The following is a 16062-nucleotide window of genomic DNA, read 5'->3' as shown; positions in this document are numbered from 1 at the left end:
GGTTCCCGGATCAGTGGCCGGTTCAGAGCCCGAGCAGCTCCCGCGCCAACCGGCCGAGCTCCGCCGGGTCGTGGGCGACGGCGTCGGCGCGGGCGCGTTCGTCGTCGGGCCCGTAGCCCCAGCCGACGAGAATGCACGGGATGCCGAAGCGGTGCGCGCCCTCGATGTCGTGGACGCGGTCGCCGATCATCACGACGCCGGAGAGCGCGTCGTCCCCGGGGCCGTCGCCGTCGATCTCCCGCCGGTCCGCGGGCAACCCCAGCACCCGCAGCGTGTGCTCGATGACGTCGTCCTTCTGCCGCCGGTCCCCGCCGTCGTCGGCGGCGCCGATGAAGTCGAACCGGTCGAGGATCCCGAATTTCGCCAGCACCTTCCGGGCGAAGTGCCCGCCCTTCGACGTAGCCGTCGCCAAGCGGATGCCGTCGGATCGCCAGCCGTCGAGGAGCTCCGGCCAGCCCGGGAACATGCTCGTCTCCGCCCAGCCGCCGCCGGTCTGCCGCGCGCCGTAGACGCGCATGGCCTCCTCGAGCTCATCGCCCTCCAGCCCGACCCGCACCATCGAATCCCGCATGGGCGGCCCGGCGAGGGTGGCCAGGAACGCGTCGTCGGGCAGCGGGTGATCGATCGCCGCCAGCGCGGTCCGGAAACTCTTCTGGATGCCCGCGAGGGAATCGCTGATGGTGCCGTCGACGTCGATGAGCAAGGTGGGGGCCATGCCCTCCAGTATGGCTCCGCGGGCCCGTGGTGGGCGATCCGGGCGGTGTGGCAATGTGAAGGGCATGGAGATGGGGGATGACGCCGGGACCGCGTTCGCGGAGACCGGATTCGCCGGCGATCTGAACTATCACGGCGACGTCGCCGCCTGCGGGGCGCTGGTCGATTTCGCGGTCAACGTTCGCGGGGCGACGCCGCGGTGGCTTCTCGATGCCGTGGGTGGCCACCTCAACGAGTTGTCCGCCTACCCCGACCCGATGCTGGATCGGCGCGTGCGCAGGCTCATCGCGGCGCGGCACGGTCGCACGGCCGACGAGGTGCTGCTGCTCGCCGGCGTCGCCGAGGGCTTCGCGCTGTTGCCGAACCTGTGCGAGCGCCCGGCGGTGATCCACCCCCAGTTCACCGAGCCGGAGGCCGCCATGCGCGCCGCCGGAGTGCCCGTCGAGCGCGTCATCCTGCGCCGCCCGTGGGACGTGGCCCAGGTGCGCGAAGAAGGGCGGTCGGGTGCCAGCGCGGTGCGGATCCCCGATGACGCCGACCTCGTGGTCGTGGGCAACCCGACCAACCCGACGTCGGTGCTGCATTCGCGCGAGGACATCCTGGCGTTGCGCGCGCCGGGGCGGATCGTGGTGGTCGACGAGGCGTTCATGGACGTCGTCGCCGCCGAAGACCACGACGTCAGCGAGGTCGCCTCCGTGCGCGACCCCGGCGTGCTCGTTTTCCGCAGCCTGACCAAGACGTGGGCCCTGGCGGGCCTGCGCTGCGGCTACGCGCTCGGCGCGCCGGAGGTGCTGGCGAAGCTCGCGCGGCGGCGCCCGTCGTGGCCGGTGGGCACGCTGCAGCTCCACGCCATGCGGCTGGTCGCCGAACACGGCATGGACCGCCCGCTGGAGCTGGAGCGGGAGAGCATCGCCCGCGAGCGGGCGGCCATGGTCGCCTCGCTCGACGACGCCGGGTGGAGCGTCGAACCGGCATCCGGCCCCTTCGTGCTCGCCCGGCCGCCGGTGGCCGATCCCGAGGCGGCGCGCCTGGCGCTGGCCAACCGTGGCGTGGCGGTGCGCCGGTGCGACACGTTTCCAGGCCTGGGGACGTCGTGGTGGCGCCTGGCGGTGCGGGGCGCCACCGACGTCGGCACACTGGTGGGGGAGGTCGCCCGCATCGCCGCCATCCGGGAGGGGCGCGGGCACCCGCCGAAGTGATCGACCGGCGCAGTGTCCGAACGGCGCAGTGCCGTCCACCACCGGGTGGGCGCATGGCGCTCCACCGCATGGCCGGCGCATCGCCGTCCACCGCCCAACAGACCACACGACCCGAGAGGAACGCAGATGAACGTGACCGTCGCCGACGTGCGCCGAGTTCTCGATGCCGCCTACCCGCCCGAGCTCGCCGAAGAGTGGGATCGGGTCGGATTGATCTGCGGCGACCCCGAGGAGCCCGTCTCGCGCGTGGCGGTGGCGCTGGACTGCACCGACGCCGTCGCCGATGCCGCGGTGGCGGCGGGCGCCCAGATGCTCGTGGTGCACCATCCGCTGCTGCTGCGCGGGGTGTCTTCCGTGGCGGCGGACACGCCGAAGGGGCGGATCCTGCACAAGCTCATCCGCGGCGGCGTGGCGTTGTTCGCGGCGCACACCAACGCCGATTCCGCGCGGCCGGGCGTCAATGACCGCCTCGCCGAGATCCTCGGCGTCACCCCGGGTGCGCCGCTGGCGCCGAAGCCGGGCCAGCACCTCGACGCATGGGTGGTCCGCGTGCCGGCGTCCCACGCCGACGCAGTGAAGGAGGCCGTCTTCGCAGCCGGCGCCGGGTCCGTCGGCGATTACGACTCCTGCGCCTACGAGCTCTCCGGCCGGGGCCAGTTCCGCCCGGGCGACGACGCCGACCCCTTCATCGGCGAGCGCGGCGAGGTCGAGCACGTGGAGGAGCAGCGCATCGAGTTCGTCGCCGAACCCGCGCTGCGGTCGCGCGTCCACGCCGCGCTGCTGGAGGCGCACCCGTACGAGGAGCCGAGCTTCGACATCCTCGAATCCCTCGTCGGCGATCTCGACCCCGGCACCGCGCTGGGCATCGGGCGCGTCGGAGACCTCGACGAGCCGATGCCTTTCCGCGATTTCGTCGATCGCGTCGCAAAGCGCCTGCCGGCCACGGAGTGGGGCGTGCGCGGCGCCGGCGACCCGGACCGGATGATCCGCCGCGTGGCGGTGGCCTCCGGCTCCGGCGATTCCTTCCTGAACACCGCGCGCAAACTGGGCGTCGACGCGTTCGTCACGTCCGACCTGCGGCACCACCCCGTCGACGAGGCGCTGCGCGACGGCGGCCCCTGCATCGTCGACACCGCGCACTGGGCCAGCGAATTCCCCTGGTGCGGCCAGGCCGCGGAGCTGCTGGGCGACGCGCTGGGCATCGAGGCGGAGGTCCTGGACATCCGCACCGACCCGTGGACCGTCGCCGCCCGCACCACCACCGACACCACCGAGGAGAAACGATGAAACTCGACCCCGTCACGCAGGTGACGATCCTGGAGCTGTCCGAAGCCCAGGCGCGCATGGACGGGCTCGAAGCGCGGCGCCAGTCGTCGCCCGAGCGGGCCGAGCTGACGTCGCTGCTCGCCGAGCGCGCCGCCCAGCGGACCAGTTCCGCCCGGTCGAGGTTGTCGGCGCGGGATCTGGGCGTGGACGTCAAGAAATTGGAGTCGGACCTGGACAAGCTGCGCCGCCGCGAGGATGAGGACCGCCGCAGCCTGGGCGCCGCCGAAGACCCCGAGGTGCGGCGCGACCTGGAGCATGATCTGGCGTCCACGAGGCGGCGCCGCGAGGAACTCGAGCACCACATCGCCGACGTCCGCGACATCCGCGATGCCCACGAGATCAACACCGGCGCCGACGCCGGCGAGCTGGAGGAGCGCATCCGCGGCGCCGAAAAGCGCGTTGCCGACGCCGATCTGGACGTGCAGGCCCAGGTCGACGGGCTGAAGCGGCGCATGGAGGAGCTGCGCGGCAAGGTCGACCCGACGCTGCTGTCGCGCTACGACAAGATCACCGCCGAAACCGGCATCGGCGTCGCCCGCCTCGAGGGGCGCACCTGCCTGAGCTGCTACATGGAGCTCGATGCGTCGACCATGCGCGACTTCGAACGGCTTCCGCCCGAGGTGGTGGTCAACTGCCCCGAGTGCCGGGCGTGGCTGGTGCGGCCGGTGACCCTCAACGCCGCGGGCAAGGGCGGCAAGGGGGGCGGCCGATGAGCGGCGATGCGGGGTCGGCGGAGCGAGCCGCGGGCCCGGCCGGAACCGGAGGCGCGGGTTTGGTGTCCACGACGTCGGGTTCGGGGTCGGCGCGCGAAGCGTCGTCGGCGAGCCCGGGGTGGACCGGCGCCGTCGGCGAACCCACGCGGCTGCTTCTGCTGCGCCACGGGCAGACGCCCATGAGCATCGACCGCCGGTACAGCGGGTCGACGTCGAACCCGTCGCTGACCGACTTCGGTCGTCGCCAAGCCCGCGCCGCCGCCGACCGGTTGGCGCTGGGGGACTGGGAAATCGGCGGGATCATCGCGTCGCCGCAGGCCCGCGCCCTGGAAACTGCGGAGTACGCCTCCGCGGAACTCGGCCTGGACATCTGCGTCGACGACGATCTGCGGGAAACCGACTTCGGCACGTGGGAGGGGCTGACCTTCGGCGAGGCCGCCGCCCGCGACGCCGACATCCACGCCCGCTGGCTCACCGACCCCGAGCTGCCGCCGCCGGGTGGCGAGGCGTTCCGCGCCGTCGACGACCGCGTCGCCGCCGCCCGCCGACGGATCGCCGAGAGTTTCGGCCCCGGCACGTTCCTGGTGGTCAGCCACGTGACGCCGGTGAAGGCGATCATCCGGCAGGGCCTCGGTGCCGGGTTCGAGCTGTACACCCGCCTGCACCTGGATCTCGCGTCGCTGTCGGTCGCCGAGTTCTATGCCGACGGCCCGACGTCGGTCACACTGGTCAACGACACGGCGCACCTGAGGTAGCTCGCCGCTGGCCGGGTAGTTCGCCGCTCGCCGCTCGCCGTCCGCCTCGTGTTCGGCTCGTGTTCGGCTCGGGCGGCGAATGGCGGGGACGTGGGCGTCGCAAAGCAAAGCGCGCAGACAAACCCGCGGACGGGAATCCCGCCGACGTGCTGTAAAGTTCCACCACGTGAGCGAGCCGGCCGGATGACCGCGGCACGGGGACCAGCGCACCGCGAGGTGGGCCCGGCCCGGCGCCGAGGAAAGTCCGGACTCCACAGGGCACGGTGGTTGCTAACGGCAACCCGGGGCGACCCGCGGGAAAGTGCCACAGAAAACAAACCGCCCGGGCGGCGCGGATTCGTCCGCTACGCACCGGGTAAGGGTGAAAAGGTGCGGTAAGAGCGCACCAGCGCCGCAGGTGACTGCGGCGGCTCGGTAAACCCCACCGGGAGCAAGGCAAGAGGGCGCACCACGTTCGCGCGGTGTGCCTGCTCGGACGATCGAGGGCGCCCGCCCGAGTCCGAGGGTAAGCCGCTTCAGGCGCCCAGCAATGGTGCGTCGAGATGGATGGTCATCGCCCGCCGGCGCCGAAAGGACCGGCGGGAACAGAATCCGGCTCACAGGCCGGCTCGTTCACCGTTACTTCGGGTACTTCGGGGGTTGTCCACCCCGGACTCTTCGGGGGTTGACTACCTCGGGGGCGTTTTGGTTGTGCGGGTAGGGCGGCGGCTGTTTCCGGCTGCGGCCCGCCACTTTGGCCGCACGCGTTACTTCGATTGCGCGCGTCGCGTCGATCGAGTGGCCGCGCCGGCTCTGCCGGCCGATTCCGTTGCTCCGGTCGCGTGATTGTTTCGGCAAACTCGGTCGCGCCGACCTATTCCGCCCAACGTCGCGCAGGCGTGGCCGCTGGCCCGCTTGCTGGGAGGGTGCGAGTCACACCAGCCCCAACATCGGTCGTTTGCGTTCAAGTTGAAACACCGGGCCGGCAAATGACCAGGTGTTTTGCCGCGCGCGTGTTTCAGTTTGAACGCGGTGATGGGTACTTGTGGCGCGTGTGACTGGCGTTGCGTGGGTCGCGATCGCCTCAGCGGCGACGAGCGGGTACGCGACTCCTCGGGCCGCGGCTCGAGGCCGCAGAGACGATTTCCGCGACAGTTGGCCCGCCGTCGAGCCGGTGATCCGGCTACGGCGTCAGCTGTCCCGACGTCGCGCCTCGAAATCCTGCTTCCGCGTCCGGAATCCCTCCGGCCACCGCTCGCCGAACCGGACGAACGACCCCCGGAACGTCTCGCCGCGGGCCAGCGCCTTTTCGCCGCGCTTCAGGGCCTCGCGGGCTTTGACCACGGCGTTTTCCGTCATCAGGTCGATCCAGTCGATGCGCACGGGGGTCAGGCCGACGTCGATGAGCTCCTTCTCGCGCCGCCATTCGCGCCGCACCCGGTCGCGGGGGTCGCCGTAGGTCCCGGTGAACTTTTCTTCGCCGTGGACCTCGAAGATGACGGGCCAGTCGCGGTAGGCCATGTCGACGCGGCAGATGAGCACGCCGCGTTCGTCGAACACCCAGGTCTGCAGCTCGGGCGCGGGCAACCCGGCCTCGATGAACTGTGCCCGCGCGAGTGACTCGGCCGCGCTGTCGGCCGACGCCGAGGCCATCGCGATGGTTTCCAGCGCCGCGCGCGGATCCCGGCTGCGCGCCGCCGCCCGCGCGAGGTCGATATTCGAATGCCCGAGGCGCAGGGCGGAGTCCGCCGCCGTAAGGCCCTGCCGGAACCCGTGGCGCAGCCGAATGTCCGCGACGGTAGCGCCGACGCCGGTGACCAGACGGCCATCGACCCGGACCAGGTCGCCGGGACCCCAGGTCAGTCGGCTTTCGCGTACATCGCCGATGGTCGCCGACCGCCTGCGGGTGGGGTGGGCGAGCTCAATGACGTCACGCGCCGGGGCACGGTCCAGGGCGTCGCCCCGGAGGCCGTCGGCGTCGAGCACGTCCAGGCCATGCATCAGCGCGGCGCTTCGCCCGATCAACACCATGCCGGTGTGGGCGTCGGCGGCGGCGATGTGCCGGAGCCGCCGTTTGCCGTGGTCGTCGAGTGCGTCCCACTGGTCGGCGGGGTAGAAGCTGTTGGGGCGGATGCGGTGCAGGTCGCCGGCCCGGTGCCCGCGCGACAGTGCGACGCGGTCGGCGTCGGTGATTCCTCGAATGGGGTTCATGCCCCTTTGGACGCCGCCCGGCGCGCCCCGGTTCCGTCGAATTTCCCGGCACCCGAGGGCGGGGGTGGGCGCGGGTCACGCGGTTGGGCCCGGCCGAGCCCGGCCGCGCACGTGCTTTGCGACGGCCCGAGCTCGCTTGCGCACGTGCTTGACGACGGCCCGGCCCGCGCGTTTCCCCCGGAACCCGGCGGAAAACCCGCGCCCCGCGCCGCGTGGCCTCTTACAGGAACTGCGAGTACGCGGGCAGATCCAGGAAACCGTTGCCCGACAGGCCGATCAGGATGACGGGGCCGGTGCCCGGCTCGCCCTTGTGCTTCTCCGCCTCGACGCACGCCGCCGCGATGGCGTGATTGGACTCCGGCGCGGGGACGGTGCCCTCGCAGCGCGCGAAACGCACGCCCGCGGCGAACGCGTCCTCCTGCTCGACGGTGGTGGTCTCCATCAGGCCCAGCTCCACGGCGTGCGACACCATCGGCGCCATCGCGTGGTAGCGCAGGCCGCCCGCGTGGATCGGGTCCGGCACGAAATCCTGGCCCAGGGTGTGCATCTTCAGCAGCGGCGTCAGGCCCGCGACGTCGCCGTGGTCGTAGCGGTATTCGCCCTCCGTCAGCGACGGGCACTTCGCGGGCTCGGCGGCGACGATGCGGGGCGCGCCGTCGCGCAGGAACTCCGACGGATCCCGGCGGGTCCCCGACCGGTCGGTCGGGGAGGAGGAACGGCCGCCGTCGTCAAGCACGGAACCGGTCAGCGAATGCCCGATGAACGGGAACGTCAGGCCGGCCAGGTTCGACCCGCCGCCCGCGCAGCCCACCACCACGTCCGGCCCGGACTCGCCGAACATGGCCAGCTGCGCGGCGGCCTCCTGGCCGATGATCGTCTGGTGCAGCATCACGTGGTTGAGCACGCTGCCCAGCGCATAACGCGAATTGTCGCCCTTGACGGCGACCTCGATGGCCTCCGACACGGCCATGCCCAGCGAACCCGGGGTGTCGGGGTCCTTCTCCAGCATCGCGCGGCCGGCCTCCGTCAGGTTCGACGGCGACGGGTGCACCGACCCGCCGTAGACCTCCATGAGCATGCGGCGGTACGGCTTCGAGTCGTACGACGCGCGGACCTGCCACACCTCGACGCCCAGGCCGAAGAACCCGGCCGCGAAGGACAGCGACGCGCCCCACTGGCCGGCGCCGGTCTCGGTGGTCAGGTTCGAGATGCCGTCGAGCTTGTTGTAGTACGCCTGCGCCACCGACGTGTTCGGCTTGTGCGAACCGATCGGGGAGACGGACTCGTTCTTGTAGTAGATGCGGGCGGAGGTGCCCAGCTCCTTCTCCAGGCGGCGGGCGCGGGCCAGCGGGGCGGGCCTCCACAGGCGGTAGATTTCGCGGATCGGTTCGGGGATCTCGATCCACCGGTCGGTGGAGAACTCCTGCTCGACCAGTCCGGACGCGAAGATCGGCTCCATTTCCTCCGGCTTCAGCGGCTTGCGCGTCCCCGGGTGCAGGTGCGGCGGCAGCGGCTCGGGGAAGTCGGCGGCGAGGTTGTACCAGTGGGTCGGCAGCGCCGAATCGGGGAGGATGGCCTTGGTCATCTCGTTTGCGGGCGTGGCCTGCGCGGTCATGTGTGCTCCTGTGTAGTGCGAAGTGAACCCCCACAGGCTATCCGGCGCCGTCGGCGGCGTTCGCCATTAGGCTCGGCGGACATGAAGCTCTATGCAGCGGCCCTCGATTTCCGCGCCGTCGCCCGCGAGTTCGGGGTGCCGGAGACGTTCGCCCCGGAGGTCCACGCCGATGCGGCCGCGGCGGCCGATCGCCGGGCGTCGCGGAAGGACATGCGCGACGTTCCCTTCGTCACCATCGACCCGCCCGGTTCGATGGATCTGGATCAGGCGATGCATTTGAGCGAGCTCGGGGGCGGCGGCTGGCGCGTCCTGTACGCCATCGCGGACGTCGGCGGGCTGCTCGACCCGGACTCGCCGACTGCGCGCGAGGCCATGCGCCGCGGCCAGACCATTTATCTGCCGGATGAGCCGACGCGCCTGCACCCGGCGGCCCTGTCGGAGGGCCTGGGCAGCTTGCTTCCCGACGTCGACCGCCCCGCCATCGTGTGGGACATCGTCGTCGGCGCCGACGGCGAGCCGGCCGAATGCGACGTGTATCCCGCGCTGGTGCGGTCGGTGGCGCGGCTGGAGTACGTGGAGGTGCAGGAGTCGTTCGACGCGGGTGAGCCGCACCCCTCCATTGCGGCGTTGCCCGAGGTCGGCCGGGCGAGGCAGGGGTCGGCGCTGCGTCGTGAAGCGATCAACCTGCGCCTGCCCTCGCAGACCGTCGCGCCGACGGGCGACGGGCGGTGGGAGCTGCACCTGGATGCGCGGCCGCCGGCGATGGACCACAATTCGGAGATTTCGCTGTTGGCGGGCATGGTCGCGGGCCGGATGATGGCGGAGGCCGGCGTCGGCGTGCTGCGGACGTTGCGACCGGCGGGGGAGGAGGCGCTGGCCGAGTTCCGCGTCGCCGCGCGGGCGCTGGGCTACGACCTGCCCGACGACGCCGGGATCGCCGAGGTCAGCGCGTTCCTCGCGGGCGTCGACGCCGAATCGGCGCGGGGGATGGCCGTGATGAAGGACGCCACGCGCCTGCTGCGCGGGTCCGGCTACGAGCGGTTGGGGTCGCTTGACGACGGCCCGGCCGCCGATCCGTCCGCCGCGCCCGTGCATTCCGGCGTCGGAGGGCCATATGCGCACGTGACGGCGCCGCTGCGCAGGCTCATCGACAGGTTCGGGCTGGAGTATTGCCTGGCCATCGCCGCCCACCGGCGCGGCGAGACCGAAACCGTGGAGGTGCCGGAGTGGGTGGGCGCCGGAGTCGACGAGGCGATCTCGACGATGGCGACGTCGGGCCAGCTGGCTTCGCGCGTCGACCGGGCGTGCCTGGATCTGACCGAGGCCGTCGTGCTCGAGCCGTGGGTGGGCATGGCCTTCGATTCGGCGGTGCTCCACGACCGCGGCGAGGAAGTCGAGGTGTTCGTGTTCGAGCCGCCGGTGTTCGCGACGTGCCGCGCCACCGCAGGGGAGGGCGTGCCCGCCGAGGGCACCTCCCAGCGGATCAGCCTGGTCACCGCGGACCCGTCGAACCCACTGGAGCCGCGGGTGGTGTTCGGCTGGCCGGCGGATTAGCGGGGAGCCGACTGGGCGGGTCCGGCGGGGCCGGGGGAGCAGTCCAGGCGCGTGCTTGCCTGGTCGGCGGACTACTGGTCGGCGGATTAGCCGTCATGACCCGTGAGGTTGCGGACGGCGCGTGCTGGGGTGATGACGCCCGGAGAATCGCGGCCACGGAAGCACCGCGCCCCGTCCACCCGGTCGGGGTGTCGAGCCCCGTCCGCCTGGTTGGTGCACCGCACCCCGTTCACCCGGTCGGTGCACCACCCCTCACCTAAACCCACCCCGAATACGCACACCCACCTGTTACAGCGGGTGGGTCTGCGCATTCGGGGTGGGTTAGCCGCGAAGGTAGCGGCGGCCGGCGCTATTCGAGGTGGGTTAATCGGTGCGCCCCGGGGAGGTGGCGCAGGCCGGGCGCCATTCAGGGTGGGTTAGCCGTTTCGTCCCGCGAGGTCGCGGTGGCGGGACGGCTCGACCGCCGCAGAAGCCGATCGCAACGTCACGGGACACGACACCCAGTCGATGCCGGCCGCGCCGACCGGGCCGACCGGGCGGGAACTCAGCCCTGGAACGGCGAATCGACGGCGTCGCCGGCGTCGGTGCCCTCGATGCGCATCACCGATCCGCCGCGGCGGAGGGCGGCCTCGACGTCGTCGGCGTCGTCGGCATGCGCCCACACGACCACGGCGGCGCCGCGGGCGGGGCAGCAGCGGGCCACGGCGTCGAAACCGTCCAGCGCCTCGACCAGGCGGCCGAGCGGCGAATCGCACGACGGGGCGGTGTCGCGCACCGACACGTCGTGGGCGACGCCGGCCATCGCGGCGGCGGCGTCGCCATGCCGCAGGTGCGCGGACACGGCGCGGGCGCGGTCGGAGCAGCCCGAGGCGTCGTCGAGCCACTGGGTGGCGCGGCCCACCGTCGGGGCGTCGTCGTCGGGGTTGACCTCGCGGCGGGCGCGGACCCACTCGAGCACGCGCGGCTGGGCCTCGGGCAGGCCGTGGAGGGTGGGCACCCCGAAGGCGGAGCAGGCCTCCGCGAAGAACTCGTGGCGCTCCACCTGCGGCGACGCGCCGGTGATGTCGGGGGAGTAGGCGACCATCAGCGCCAGGTTGTCCGGCCGCGGGGTCTGGGTGACGGCCTCGTCGGAGTGATTGCAGGTCAGCACCGAATCCGGGCGGCTGCGCAGCGCCGCGGTGTACGGGTGCAGCGGCCAGTGGGCGCCGTAGTGCGCGGCGGAGGCCTCGTGGAGGGCGGCGGCCAGCCGGGCGCGGGTGGGCACGTCGTCGCGGTCGCCCCACCTGGCGTTGGCCGCCAGCGCCACCGCGGACTGCAGCGCCGCGATCTCGCCGAGGCCCCGCCCGCCCGGGATGTTCGACGCCCAGCGCACCGTGATTCCCGAATCGGTGCGGGGGATCAGATGCATGGTGTGCTGCAGCGCCACGATGGCCGCCGCGACCGCGGTGACCTCCGCCGGGTACGCCTCCGGCACGGAATCGGGCATGGGCAGCGAGGTTTCCTCGCCCGTCTTCGCGGAGATGACCGTCAGCTCGCCGGAGTCGTTCGGTTCCAGGGCCACGGCGACGGAAGCGGGCAGCGCGGTGGCCAGCAGCATGCCGCCGGTGGCGGCGCAGGTCTCGCCGAGCAGTTCCACCGATCCCGGCGCATGCGCGATCGTCGCGTCCGGCCCCGCGGACTCGCGGACTCGTTCGACGGCGGCGGGGACGGGCATCGGGGACCTTTCGACGGGGATGGTGGACGGGCGCGGCGGCGCCGCGGCCACCGTCGGATCCGGGGTCCCTCCCGCCACCGCTCGCTCGCGCGGGCGGAGGCGGACACAGCCGCGGGGCACGGGGTGCCGGAGGGGTGGGACGGATCATCGTCGGGGCCGCGTCGCCGCGAGCCATGTCCAGAGATAGTACCCGCGGGTAACCTGGACACAACCGGCCCGTCGGCCGCGGCGACCCCGATGCCGGGCACGCGGCCGCCGCGCCACCGCGACGATCCCAGGAGGATGACATGGCCGACGACGCCAAGGATTGGTACTACAAGCCCTCGACCGGCGAAGTGACCCGCGGGAAGCAGAGCGGCTGGGACGACCGGATGGGGCCCTACGCGACGGAGGCCGAGGCCCGCGCCGCGATGGAGCGCGTCGCCGCCCGCAACGAGGCCGCCGACGATTGGGACGAGGAAGACGACGACTGGGGCAAGCCCCCGGCCGACGCTTAGGCCTCGGCGGCGGTGGCGGTGCGGCGGGCCCGTCGCGAAGCAAGAACCGCATCCACGGAGAAGCGGCCCGATCCGAACGCCGCCAGGAACAGCGCGCCGGCGCCGATGACGATGACCAGCTCCGGACCGCCGTTCGCGACGAACAGGCCGTTGCCGGTGTGGGCGATGGCCCAGGCGCCGGACATCAGCAGAGCGACGACGATGCCCACGATCGCCTGGAACGCGCCGATCAGGATCAGCAGGCCGCCGCCGAATTCGACGATCGCCGCGATCCAGGCGGACAGCGCCGGGACGGGCGCGCCCATCTTCTCGAACCCGGCCTGCGTGCCGGCCATGGTCCAGTCGAACAGCTTCTGCCAGCCGTGGGCGAGCAGAACGACGCCGAGGCCGATGCGGGCGATGAGGCCCAGAACGTCGCGGGCGACGGCGGGCAGCTGGGGGATGGTCATGATTCTCCTTAGTCCATGGATCTCGCCGGGGATCTCGCCGGTCGATTTCGCGGGTGGTTTCGGTGATGGTCATCGGCGGCGATCGACGCCGGATGATGACGTATCAACGTCGGAGAATAAGAGAAAGCCGGCGCGCACACAAGACCCGTGCGCGCCGGTTTTTCGCGGCGGTTGCGAGCGGCGGACCCGGTCGCCGATCCCGCCCCGGCAGGGCCCGGCCGCCCGTTCCATCCGGTTTGGCGCGGCCGCCCTTTTGCGCCGTCAATCCCGCTTGGTGCGGGCCTTGCGCGCCTTCTTCGCCTTCTCCCGGGTCTTCTCCATCTTCGACTCGAGCTTGGCGTAGGACTTCAGCACGCCCTTGACGTCGTCGTCGTACGCCTCCAGCGCCTTCAGGCCGTCCATCCGCTCGATCTGGTACAGCACGCCGTAGCCGAAGGTGTCCTGGTCATGCGAGTGCGCGCGGCGGGCCTTCTGCAGCAGCACGTGGCGGGCGGTGCAGGTGTCCTGGAAATCGCCCAGCGACGACTGCAGCTGCTTGCACGCCGCGTACAGCTTCTTCGTGGGCAGTCCGGACGCCTGCGCGGCCTCCGCGGAGTAACGCACCTTCTTCGCCGCCTTGCGCACGTCGTGGAACCGCTCCTCGCGCTCGGCGACGGGCAGCGACGTGTCGCCGCGGCCCTCGACGGCCTTGCGGTGGCGCCGCTCGAACTTCCGGAACGCCTTCGCCAGATGGATCGCCAGCACCGCGTTGGTTTCCGCGCGGATCTGCTCGGGGGTCTTCTCCGGCGCGGGTGCGGGCTCGGGCGCGGTCTCGGCGTCCGGCGTCTCGGCCGGTTCCGGCTCGCCCTCGCTTTCCGACGCCCCGGCGCCGGCATCCCCGCCGTGCGCCTCGGCGGCGCCGTACCCGTCATCGGCGGCGTCCGACTCGTCGACGATCCGCTCCGCCGTCTCGGCGGGGGAGAGGTCATCGTCCTCGGGCTCCTCGTCGGAGGCGTCGGCGTCGTCAAGCCCAGCCGCGGCGGACGCGGCGGCCGCGGTGCCGTCCTTCTCCTCCGCCGGCTCATCGGGCTCGCCGGCCCGCTCGGTTTCCTTGGCCGCTTCCTCGGCGGCCTCCTCGGCCGCCTTCTTTTCGGCGGCCTCGCGCTCGGCCTCCTCCGCGTCCTCGGCGGCGTTCGGGTTCACCGGCGGGTCGGCCAGCAGCTCGTCGAGCTGGTCGAGGATGGTCAGGTACCGGCTCGAATCCAGGGCGGCGACGACGCGGCGGTGGGCGCGATCGTAATCGCGGCGGATGTCGGCGATGAGCTCTTCGCGCATCTCGCCGCCGATGACGTCGGCCTCGTCGCGCTTGAGCTGGTTCTCGAACCGCTCGGCCACGACTTCCGCGTCGCGGGCCACGCCCAGCACGCCGGCCAGCAGCTTCAGCTCCGACTCCATGTGCGCGATCCGATCGCCCACCAGGATGCCGTGGAACGTCTGCATGTGGCTGCGCAGCTCGCGGGTGGCCACGCGCATCTGGTGCACCGAATCCCACTCGTCGCGGCGGACCTTCGGGTCCCACTCGACCATCTTCGCCACGTTCGCCGCCAGCGCGTCGACGACCGCGCGGCCCGGCGTGCCCTCCGGCAGATCGGCCGGCGTCGGCGGCACCGGGGCGGCGTCCTTCGAATCGCCCAGCGCCGTGGCCAGCTTCGACGGGCTGTCCGACGGCGTCGCGCCGGCGATGCGCAGCACCGCGCCGAGGCGCTCGAGCAACTCCGCGCCCTCCGGCTGCGTGGCGATGTCGCCGATCAGCTCGATCTCCCACTCGCGCCACGACGTCTCCTCGCCGCCGGGCAGCAGCGACACCGCGGTGACGTGGTCGTCGCAGAACTCCGCGATCGGCTCGCCGTCGGCGTTCTTCAGCGTGGAGACGTGGCGGACGTTGTCCACCCGCGCGATGGGGCGCAGCGGGTGCTCGCGCACGATGGAGCGGACCGGCGCCAGCAGCGCATCCGGGACGACGTAGGTGGCGTCCGCGCCCTCGCCCTCGACGGAGCCCTCATCGAGGGGCGCGCCGTACTCCATGCGGCCGGCTTCGGCCGGGGTCTTCAGGTGCCAACCCTCGTCGGGGCCGCCCAGGCGGCGGCGCAGGGTGCGCTTCGCGCGGGTGAGCCGAAGATCGGGGGTGTCCACGTACGTCGCCGACATTTCGCGGACCTCGACCTCGACGTCGGCGACGCCGGGGACGAAATCGAACCCGGGGACCACCGCCTGTTCGGGGGCTGAGAACTTCACCTCCACCTCGAGGGACGCGGACGGCTCGGTCCGCTCCTTCTTGCCGTCGGAACGGTTCTTCTCGGGGGAGGTGTCGGATGCGCTCATGGCCTTGACCTTACCCCCGGATTGGAGGGGTCGGCACAGCCGGTCGTGCCCGTTTCGCGCGCCCGCCGGCCCACCCGCGGGCGGGGTCGGCGGAAGCGCCGCGGAGCGCTGCCGCAGGGCCGTCGATCAGCCCTTGAAATCCTTGTCGACGGGCGGGAAATCACGCGACTCGACCTGCGCGACGTAATCGCGAGCGCCCTTTTCCAGCAGCTCCCCGACCTCGCCGAACACGGTCGCGAACGACGGGCGTCGGCCGTCGGACGGCACGGCGAACGCGTCGTGCCACACCAGCACCTGGCCGTCGCAGTCCTTGCCGGCGCCGATGCCGCACGTGGGGATCGGCGACTCGGCGGTGATCTCCTTGGCCAGCTCGGCCGGCACCATCTCCAGCACCACGGCGTGCGCCCCGGCCTCGGCGACGGCGCGGGCGTCGCGGCGCAGCTGCTCGGCGCCCTCGCCGCGGCCCTGGACCTTGAAGCCGGACAGCGCGTTGACGGACTGCGGCGTGAAGCCGATGTGCGCCATCACGGGGATGCCGGCGTTGACCAGCGCGCGGATGCGCGGGGCGATGCGCTCGCCGCCCTCGATCTTGACCATGTGCGCACCCGTCTCGCGCATCATGCGCGCGGCGCTGAGCACGGCCTGCTCGTCGGAGGCCTCGTAGACGCCGAAGGGCAGGTCGGCGACGACCAGGGCATTCGGGGCACCGCGGACCACGGCGCGGGCCAGCGGGATCAGCTCGTCGAGGGACACCTCGGTGGTGGTGTCGTATCCGTACATGACGTTGGCGGCGGAATCGCCCACCAGCAGAACTTCGACGCCGGCGTTGGAGAACGCGCGGGCGGTGGAGTAGTCGTAGCAGGTCAACATCGCCCAGGGCCGACCTTCGGCCTTGCGGGTCGCGAGATCGTTCAGACGCATCTTCCGGGTGCTCATGTTCGCCAAGCATGCCACACGGAGACGGCACACGAACCC

The 16062-nt window shown here is 72.2% G+C and carries 13 protein-coding genes and 1 other RNA gene; 7 read left to right on the top strand and 7 right to left on the bottom strand.

What is annotated here, in order from left to right; genetic code table 11:
• Nucleotides 1–22: 22 nt before the first annotated feature.
• Nucleotides 23–715, bottom strand: a complete 693-nt coding sequence (locus tag CHAN_RS09225; protein ID WP_290289014.1) for an HAD hydrolase-like protein — start codon at nt 713–715, stop codon at nt 23–25.
• Nucleotides 716–779: 64 nt separating this feature from the next.
• Between CHAN_RS09225 and cobC the strand changes: the two genes are divergently transcribed.
• The 5 genes from cobC to rnpB all read left to right on the top strand — a co-directional run bounded on the left by cobC (nt 780) and on the right by rnpB (nt 5322).
• The gene (gene cobC, locus CHAN_RS09220; protein WP_290289009.1) at nt 780–1913 is read left to right on the top strand and encodes an Rv2231c family histidinol phosphate aminotransferase CobC; all 1134 of its coding nucleotides are present in this window, start codon (nt 780–782) and stop codon (nt 1911–1913) included.
• 126 nt (nt 1914–2039) lie between these two features.
• Nucleotides 2040–3200 (top strand): Nif3-like dinuclear metal center hexameric protein, encoded by a 1161-nt coding sequence (locus CHAN_RS09215; protein WP_290289006.1) that lies wholly within the window; start codon nt 2040–2042, stop codon nt 3198–3200.
• A complete protein-coding gene (locus CHAN_RS09210) occupies nt 3197–3952 on the top strand; it encodes a zinc ribbon domain-containing protein (protein ID WP_290289004.1) in 756 nt (251 codons plus the stop codon). The genes CHAN_RS09215 and CHAN_RS09210 overlap by 4 nt, the downstream gene beginning before the upstream one ends.
• Complete coding sequence (locus CHAN_RS09205; protein ID WP_290289002.1) at nt 3949–4707, top strand: histidine phosphatase family protein; 759 nt, start codon at nt 3949–3951, stop codon at nt 4705–4707. The genes CHAN_RS09210 and CHAN_RS09205 overlap by 4 nt, the downstream gene beginning before the upstream one ends.
• A 171-nt stretch (nt 4708–4878) precedes the next feature.
• Nucleotides 4879–5322: RNase P RNA component class A (gene rnpB / locus CHAN_RS09200), an RNA gene on the top strand.
• 555 nt (nt 5323–5877) lie between these two features.
• On the opposite strand, the gene CHAN_RS09195 is transcribed toward rnpB, so the two are convergent.
• Together CHAN_RS09195 and CHAN_RS09190 are read right to left on the bottom strand one after the other, a co-directional pair.
• Nucleotides 5878–6897, bottom strand: a complete 1020-nt coding sequence (locus CHAN_RS09195; RefSeq protein WP_290288999.1) for a hypothetical protein — start codon at nt 6895–6897, stop codon at nt 5878–5880.
• 220 nt (nt 6898–7117) lie between these two features.
• Nucleotides 7118–8512, bottom strand: coding sequence for a TrpB-like pyridoxal phosphate-dependent enzyme (locus CHAN_RS09190; protein WP_290288997.1), 1395 nt, complete (start codon nt 8510–8512; stop codon nt 7118–7120).
• An 81-nt stretch (nt 8513–8593) separates the two neighbouring features.
• Between CHAN_RS09190 and CHAN_RS09185 the strand changes: the two genes are divergently transcribed.
• The gene (locus CHAN_RS09185; protein ID WP_290288994.1) at nt 8594–10066 is read left to right on the top strand and encodes a ribonuclease catalytic domain-containing protein; all 1473 of its coding nucleotides are present in this window, start codon (nt 8594–8596) and stop codon (nt 10064–10066) included.
• A gap of 544 nt (nt 10067–10610) precedes the next feature.
• Here CHAN_RS09185 and CHAN_RS09180 read toward each other — a convergent pair.
• A complete protein-coding gene (locus CHAN_RS09180; protein WP_048742148.1) occupies nt 10611–11780 on the bottom strand; it encodes a galactokinase family protein in 1170 nt (389 codons plus the stop codon).
• 287 nt (nt 11781–12067) lie between these two features.
• Between CHAN_RS09180 and CHAN_RS09175 the strand changes: the two genes are divergently transcribed.
• On the top strand, nt 12068–12277 hold the full coding sequence (locus CHAN_RS09175; RefSeq protein WP_048741762.1) for a hypothetical protein: 210 nt from the start codon (nt 12068–12070) through the stop codon (nt 12275–12277).
• Here CHAN_RS09175 and CHAN_RS09170 read toward each other — a convergent pair.
• From CHAN_RS09170 to panB, 3 genes are all read right to left on the bottom strand, one after another.
• The gene (locus CHAN_RS09170; protein WP_290288986.1) at nt 12274–12726 is read right to left on the bottom strand and encodes a DoxX family protein; all 453 of its coding nucleotides are present in this window, start codon (nt 12724–12726) and stop codon (nt 12274–12276) included. The two genes, CHAN_RS09175 and CHAN_RS09170, sit on opposite strands and share 4 nt — an antisense overlap.
• A 261-nt stretch (nt 12727–12987) precedes the next feature.
• Nucleotides 12988–15087 carry a CHAD domain-containing protein gene (locus CHAN_RS09165; RefSeq protein WP_290288984.1) on the bottom strand — a complete coding sequence of 700 codons (2100 nt, stop codon included), beginning with the start codon at nt 15085–15087 and terminating at the stop codon, nt 12988–12990.
• Nucleotides 15088–15213: 126 nt separating this feature from the next.
• The gene (gene panB / locus CHAN_RS09160) at nt 15214–16023 is read right to left on the bottom strand and encodes a 3-methyl-2-oxobutanoate hydroxymethyltransferase (protein WP_048741772.1); all 810 of its coding nucleotides are present in this window, start codon (nt 16021–16023) and stop codon (nt 15214–15216) included.
• Between the last annotated feature and the right edge of the window lie 39 nt (nt 16024–16062).

Source organism: Corynebacterium hansenii, from assembly GCF_030408795.1.
Classification (GTDB): Bacteria; Actinomycetota; Actinomycetes; order Mycobacteriales; family Mycobacteriaceae; genus Corynebacterium; species Corynebacterium hansenii.
Note: the sequence above shows the minus strand (reverse complement) of the source record. Positions and strands in the feature narration are given on the sequence as shown.